Origin of the sequence: Enterobacter sp. 198 (genome assembly GCF_009025585.1) — a bacterium.
GTDB lineage: Bacteria > Pseudomonadota > Gammaproteobacteria > Enterobacterales > Enterobacteriaceae > Enterobacter > Enterobacter ludwigii.
Genome location: NZ_WCIM01000010.1, coordinates 301,766 through 307,879, shown reverse-complemented (window position 1 = coordinate 307,879; position 6,114 = coordinate 301,766). Strand labels below are relative to the sequence as shown.

Below are 6,114 nucleotides of genomic sequence, written 5' to 3'. Positions count from 1 at the left end.
CCGGTAATGACTCCAACTTACTGATAGTGTTTTATGTTCAGATAATGCCCGATGACTTTGTCATGCAGCTCCACCGATTTTGAGAACGACAGTGACTTCCTGCCCAGCCTTGCCAGATGCTGCCTCAGATTCAGGTTATGCCGCTCAATGCGCTGCGTATATCGCTTGCTGATAACGTGCAGTTCTCCCTTCAGGCGTGATTCATACAGCGGCCAGCCATCCGTCATCCATACCACGACCTCAAAGGCCGACAGCAGGCTCAGAAGACGCTCCAGCGTGGCCAACGTGCGTTCACCGAATACGTGCGCCACAACCGTCCTCCGTATCCTGTCATACGCGTAAAACAACCAGCGCTGGCGTGATTTAGCGCCGACGTAACCCCACTGTTCGTCCATTTCCGCGCAAACAATGACGTCACTGCCCGGTTGTATGCGTGAGTTTACCGACTGCGGCCTGAGTTTTTTAAGTGTCGTAAAATCGTGTTGAGGCCAACGCCCATAATGCGTGCACTGGCGCGACATCCGACGCCATTCATGGCCATATCAATAATTTTCTGGTGTGTACCGGGCTGAGAGACGGTGTAAGTGAACTGTAGCTGCCATGTTTTACGGCAGTGAGAGCAGAGATAGCGCTGATGTCCGGCAGTACTTTTACCGTTACGCACCACGCCTTCAGTAGCTGAACAGGAGGGACAGCTGATAGAAACAGAAGCCACTGGAGCACCTCAAAAACACCATCATACACTAAATCAGTAAGTTGGCACCATTACCCGAATTACCAGCGTCTGCTCTTGGCACGGAGCGGACCTATTTACTGAGCCGAAGGTCCGCTCAGACTAACTCATTAAAGCCTGGTTGTTTTATCGCATCATCAGCCGTGTTCTGAAGCATTAGCTATGTATCTTCAGGGATGCTGATTTTCCCTCTGCACCAGATAAACCAGAATACAGTTTGATGTCGGTCAAAAAAGACAGCTTTAAGTGCATGAAATGAATAATGTTTCTTGAATGCTGGCAAAGCACTGGGATAGTAGTGTTGATTATTAGACGATCGGTCAATATTATTTATTGACGACTTAATGACTGAACGGTAAACGCCCGGACAAACGAGGTGAACGTGTTTAAATCTTTATTAATCAACAAAACAGATGGACGCTATAGTGCGCAACTTGCTGAAATCGCTGAAAGTGAACTACCGCAGGGGGATGTGGAGGTCAATGTTGACTATTCATCCATCAACTACAAAGACGCACTGGCCATTACGGGCCGGGGCCCAATCGTCCGACGCTTTCCCATGGTGCCCGGCATTGATTTTACCGGTACAGTGTCCGCCAGTTCACATCCCGAATATCAGGCCGGAGATAAGGTTCTCCTGACCGGCTGGGGTGTTGGGGAAAAACACTGGGGCGGACTATCCGAAAAAGCACGGGTAAATGGAGACTGGCTGACGCCGCTCCCGGCTGGCGCTAACGGCAAACACGTAATGGCAATCGGAACAGCTGGGTTTACCGCGATGCTGTGCGTAGACGCACTTCTGAATCATGGTATTAAGCCTGAAGATGGTCCGGTACTTGTTACCGGTGCCAGCGGCGGCGTCGGGAGCATTGCGGCCATGATCCTTGCATCAATGGGGTACCGCGTTACGGCGTCTACTGGACGCCCGGAAGAGGCTGCCTGGCTCTATAAAACGGTCGGTGTGGACGAGATTATTAACCGTTCCGAGCTCTCCTGTCCCGGAAAACCGTTACAGAAAGAACGCTGGGCTGCCGCCATTGATACAGTCGGTAGCCATACGCTCTGCAATGTATGCGCCGGGGTGCGTTATGGCAGTATTGTTGCAGCCTGCGGCATGGCACAGGGGATGGAACTAATGGGGAATGTGGCTCCGTTTATCCTGCGTGGCGTCACGCTGAAAGGGATTGACAGTGTCATGTTCGCGAAGGAAAAAAGAGCGGCGATCTGGCAGCAGGCGGTACAGTATTTACCGGAGTCCAGACTGGATAGCCTGACCACCGTTTATCCGCTGAGTGATGCCATCAATGTGGCCGAAAAACTTCTGAGTGGCGGAATTCGTGGCCGGGCAGTAATTCAGTGTAGCTAATGAAGTGGAAGCCAGGCTCAGCCTGGGTTTGATAATTATTATCAGGGGCTGCGGCCCCTTTTTTACTTTTCAACAGCCGTGTCCTTAGAGGGCTGATAGCGTACTGACTTTTTGAAATAGCTCCAGAAGTCGTACACAGGCTGGGTTGAGCAATAAAGTTTGGCACGCATTACGGCACCCTCCCAACTGCTCCAGAAAATGGCCGCCAGTTGCGTATTATTCATATCGGAACGGATTTCGCCCGAAGATAACGCGTCGGACAGACAGCACGCCACAAGCGCCTGCCAGCGCTCAAGTATTTCGTGGAGCTGTTTGATAAAGGACAGTGGAAGACCCGGACTCTCCTGCATCATATTGCCAACCAGACAGCCCCGGGTGAAATTGTACTTTTTAATGCCGTCGCAGGCATCGTCGATGAAATTTTCCAGACGCATCATTGGTGTGAAGGATGATTCATACAGATGTTTTTGGAGTTTATGCACAAAGAAACTGTCATAGGCGCTCAGAACAGTCTGGGCATACTCTTCTTTGCTCTTGAAATAGTAATAAAATGAGCCTTTAGGAACACTGGCATTTTTGACAATGGCATCGACTCCCGTTGAAAGAAAACCATTCTGCGTGAGCAGTTCAAGCCCGCTTCGGATCAGGTCATTACGGGTATCTGTATAGGTACTCTCTGTTTTTCGTGGCCTGCCTCGCCCACGAATTTCGCCAGTCATGACTTTGCTCCTGCATTTTATTAACGGAAAAGAATAAGTGATTTTGCGCGGAGGCTTCAATCAGTTTATCCCCGGCGGTGACGAGGTGGCCACCTATGCCGACTGGACAGGGGACTGACTATTGCCATAACGCCATCGCAGGTTGCTTCAGTAAACCTGCTAATCCCGTACAATGGCGAATTCGCTATATCCGCTTCTCGCACTTAGCTGCCATAAATCGGCCAGGCAATCACAGGTCATTTCTGTCTCGCAAAGAAGGTGCCGTTTCTGCTTTGCGTTGACACCCCTAAATATTAGAATTAAAAGGAGAGAGTTACTGGAAAAAGGCAGCGGAGGCAGTGACAATCGTGGCTTGAAGCCACTACTCGATGGATGCGGACATGTAGTTGGCGTCATTCGACAAAACTAGCAAACTTCTAATAGTCACCATTTCTCCCGTCTGGCGGGAGTGCTGTCAAATGCCCCCCTCATCTCTGTGTGGGAAATGAAGGGTGAAGGGGAAATAGATGACAGCGTTATTTCTACGCCCAGAATACTGAATACCTTGTACAGACGATCAATACTGGCGCTAGCAGGGTTTGCTTCCAGGCGGGCATAGGTTTGCTGCGTTACGCCAAGCCTCTCAGACACATCTTTTTGCGTGAAGCCCTTGATTTTGCGAAACCCGATTAGCACAGGTCTGAGCTGGTTCAGCGTTTTTATCGGGAACTGATTATTCATAAGTGACCTGCCTCGCAGACTGAGTAGGGAGTACCGCCCTGTAATACAGCAGGTAAGGTGTATTTTGTGTTATACAGACTATAGGCTGTAAAACCTTTATTGAAAAGATGCTGATGTTCCAGGGGCATGCCGAGCATGGACGATTTTCTGCGGGGCGGTATTTCGCTACGGGGGAGATTGCGTTCGGGCAATGTACCGGTGTAAAAAACGTCAATTTTTCAAAACCGCTGTTATCGGGATAAGCTGAAAACTCCGAAGGCAGACACAGCCACGAATAATGTCAGACTTAAACTCTGTAGCTGTCTTCTTTTGCCTGTAAATAACGTCTAGTTTGACTCTGATGAAGGCTGTACCAGGCAGAGAACATGTCACTCTCGGGGCCGGATGATAAAATGTGTTCAACTGGCTGGGCAGGGTAATAGCGAAGAACGTTCTCTGAAATTCGATTCAGCTCAGCGTAACGTGCGCTGTAGGTATGTATAATCCATTGCATCAATTTTGCATCCGTATTATTCGCAGATTACACACAAGAAGCTTAACAATGGCTGAAAGAGTGAGCAGGGATATGTAACAAAAACAAGGGCTTCAAGATGAACTGGATAAAACCGGAGCAGAGCAAGCCCTGTTCCGGTTTGTCAGGCTTTGGAATTTCTTCCAGGCCCCTGCAGCTAGTCACAACAAACACATTAATGTTTTCATTGCTTCAATTCAATATTATTGTGTGAAAGGGATTCCATCGAAATCGGCTTATGCATGCTTAAAACTAAACTGCCCCGGCTGCAGTCATTTGGTTGCTGTGGGCTCTGTACTGTGTCTAATAGTGAAAGAATCTTACGTTATAACGAAGGAAATTGCTGAATGACTCTACGATTGCAGACGGAATCACCCGCTGACCAGGATATGTTTAGAGGCAGCAGTCATGAAAAAGTTGCAGAGAATGTGGCTCAGATCATCAGGACACCTGATGTCAATATTATTGGTCTGGAAGGTGAGCTGGGTTCAGGTAAGTCAACAATATTGAAGTTCCTGCAGAAAAAGCTTAAAGATGATTTTACGTTCATTAACTTTGATGCAGAACGTTACCATCATGGCTCAACTAAAAAAGCGCTTATCGATGTCATCCACCACGGGGTCAGCCTACAATGTCCGGGCTCCCGGGATGTGTTGGATAAGTATAAAAATCTGGCTCTGGGTAACATCGTTGAATACGACAAGAGGGTCAGCAGCAGGCTAAGCTGGTTGACCGTCGTTTTTATTTTACTGTCATTGCTTTCCGTGCAGATGCTTCGTTATGTGCTAACAGACCTTAATCAATATTTTACTAACAATGATCTTACCCACGAATAGTGGACACACGACTAAGTGAGTAAACTCTTAACCAGAGGTGACTCATGACAAAACCAGCATCAACCAGTAAGAAGCCCCGCAAACAGTACACGCCTGAATTCCGCAACGAAGCCCTGAAGCTTGCGGAACGTATCGGTGTTGCTGCCGCTGCCCGGGAACTCAGCCTGTACGAATCCCAGCTCTACGCATGGCGCAGTAAGATTAACAATGCCCGCAGCTCTTCCGAACGTGAGCAGGAAATGTCCGTTGAAATTGCCCGTCTTAAGCGCCAACTGGCGGAACAGGCAGAGGAGCTGGCCATTCTCCAAAAGGCCGCGACATACTTCGCGAAGCGCCTGAAATGAAGTATGTCTTTATTGAAAAACATCGGGCTGAGTTCAGCGTCAAAGCCATATGCCGGGTACTGCGGGTCGCCCGTAGCGGCTGGTATGCGTGGCGTCTGCGTCGTCAGCAGATAACACCACGTCAGCAGTTCCGGCTCGTCTGTGATACTGCTGTCCGTCAGGCATTCACTGAGGCAAAACAGCGTTATGGTGCGCCTCGTCTCGCTGACGAACTGCCTGAGTACAACGTCAAAACCATTGCCGCCAGCCTGCGGCGTCAGGGGCTTCGCGCAAAAGCGGCCCGGAAGTTCAGCCCGGTCCGATACCGCGAACATGGCCTGCCGGTGTCTGAAAATCTGCTGAAACAGGATTTTTACGCGAGTGGCCCGAATCAGAAGTGGGCGGGTGACATCACGTACTTGCGCACGGACGAAGGCTGGTTGTACCTGGCGGTGGTCATTGACCTGTGGTCCCGTGCTGTCATCGGCTGGTCGATGTCGTCGCGGATGACAGCGCAGCTGGCCTGCGATGCGCTACAGATGGCACTCTGGCGACGTAAGCGCCCGGAAAATGTCATCGTGCATACGGACAGAGGCGGGCAGTACTGTTCGGCAGACTATCTGGCGTTACTGAAGCGGCATAATCTGCACGGTAGCATGAGTGCCAAAGGATGTTGTTACGACAATGCCTGCGCGGAAAGCTTCTTCCACTCGCTGAAGGTGGAATGTATCCACGGGGAACGCCTTATCAGCCGGGAAATCATGCGGATGACGGTGTTTAATTATATCGAGTGTGATTACAATCGGTGGCGCCGACACAGTGCCTGTGGCGGACTCAGTCCCGAACAATTTGAAAACCAGAACCTCGCTTAGGGCCGTGTCCACATTACGTGGGTAGGATCACAAG

6 protein-coding genes are annotated in these 6,114 nt (G+C 50.0%); 3 read left to right on the top strand and 3 right to left on the bottom strand.

Annotated features, from left to right (window positions below; genetic code table 11):
- Window positions 1-17: 17 nt before the first annotated feature.
- A protein-coding gene (locus F8561_RS04475; protein ID WP_226777984.1) for an IS1 family transposase occupies window positions 18-715 on the bottom strand; the annotation gives its coding sequence in 2 pieces (ribosomal slippage) (window positions 18-466 and window positions 466-715; 699 coding nt in all).
- A gap of 400 nt (window positions 716-1,115) precedes the next feature.
- On the opposite strand from F8561_RS04475, the gene F8561_RS04470 reads away from it, so the two are divergent.
- Complete coding sequence (locus F8561_RS04470) at window positions 1,116-2,099, top strand: MDR family oxidoreductase (protein ID WP_023280857.1); 984 nt, start codon at window positions 1,116-1,118, stop codon at window positions 2,097-2,099.
- Window positions 2,100-2,161: 62 nt separating this feature from the next.
- On the opposite strand, the gene F8561_RS04465 is transcribed toward F8561_RS04470, so the two are convergent.
- Both F8561_RS04465 and F8561_RS04460 read right to left on the bottom strand, forming a co-directional pair.
- Complete coding sequence (locus F8561_RS04465; RefSeq protein WP_023280966.1) at window positions 2,162-2,818, bottom strand: TetR/AcrR family transcriptional regulator; 657 nt, start codon at window positions 2,816-2,818, stop codon at window positions 2,162-2,164.
- A 423-nt stretch (window positions 2,819-3,241) separates the two neighbouring features.
- Window positions 3,242-3,538: a helix-turn-helix transcriptional regulator gene (locus tag F8561_RS04460; RefSeq protein ID WP_017384073.1), complete on the bottom strand. Its 297-nt coding sequence runs from the start codon at window positions 3,536-3,538 to the stop codon at window positions 3,242-3,244.
- An 858-nt stretch (window positions 3,539-4,396) separates the two neighbouring features.
- On the opposite strand from F8561_RS04460, the gene F8561_RS04455 reads away from it, so the two are divergent.
- Together F8561_RS04455 and F8561_RS04450 are read left to right on the top strand one after the other, a co-directional pair.
- A complete protein-coding gene (locus F8561_RS04455) occupies window positions 4,397-4,885 on the top strand; it encodes a P-loop NTPase fold protein (protein ID WP_023280967.1) in 489 nt (162 codons plus the stop codon).
- Window positions 4,886-4,929: 44 nt separating this feature from the next.
- A protein-coding gene (locus tag F8561_RS04450; RefSeq protein ID WP_087855188.1) for an IS3 family transposase occupies window positions 4,930-6,080 on the top strand; the annotation gives its coding sequence in 2 pieces (ribosomal slippage) (window positions 4,930-5,188 and window positions 5,188-6,080; 1,152 coding nt in all).
- The last annotated feature ends 34 nt before the right edge of the window (window positions 6,081-6,114 follow it).

Bases quoted from the DNA above. Each gene is read 5' to 3' on its own strand.
- F8561_RS04465 (WP_023280966.1), bottom strand. From the start codon at position 2,818: ATGACTGGCGAAATTCGTGGGCGAGGCAGGCCACGAAAAACAGAGAGT.
- F8561_RS04460 (WP_017384073.1), bottom strand. From the start codon at position 3,538: ATGAATAATCAGTTCCCGATAAAAACGCTGAACCAGCTCAGACCTGTG.
- F8561_RS04455 (WP_023280967.1), top strand. From the start codon at position 4,397: ATGACTCTACGATTGCAGACGGAATCACCCGCTGACCAGGATATGTTT.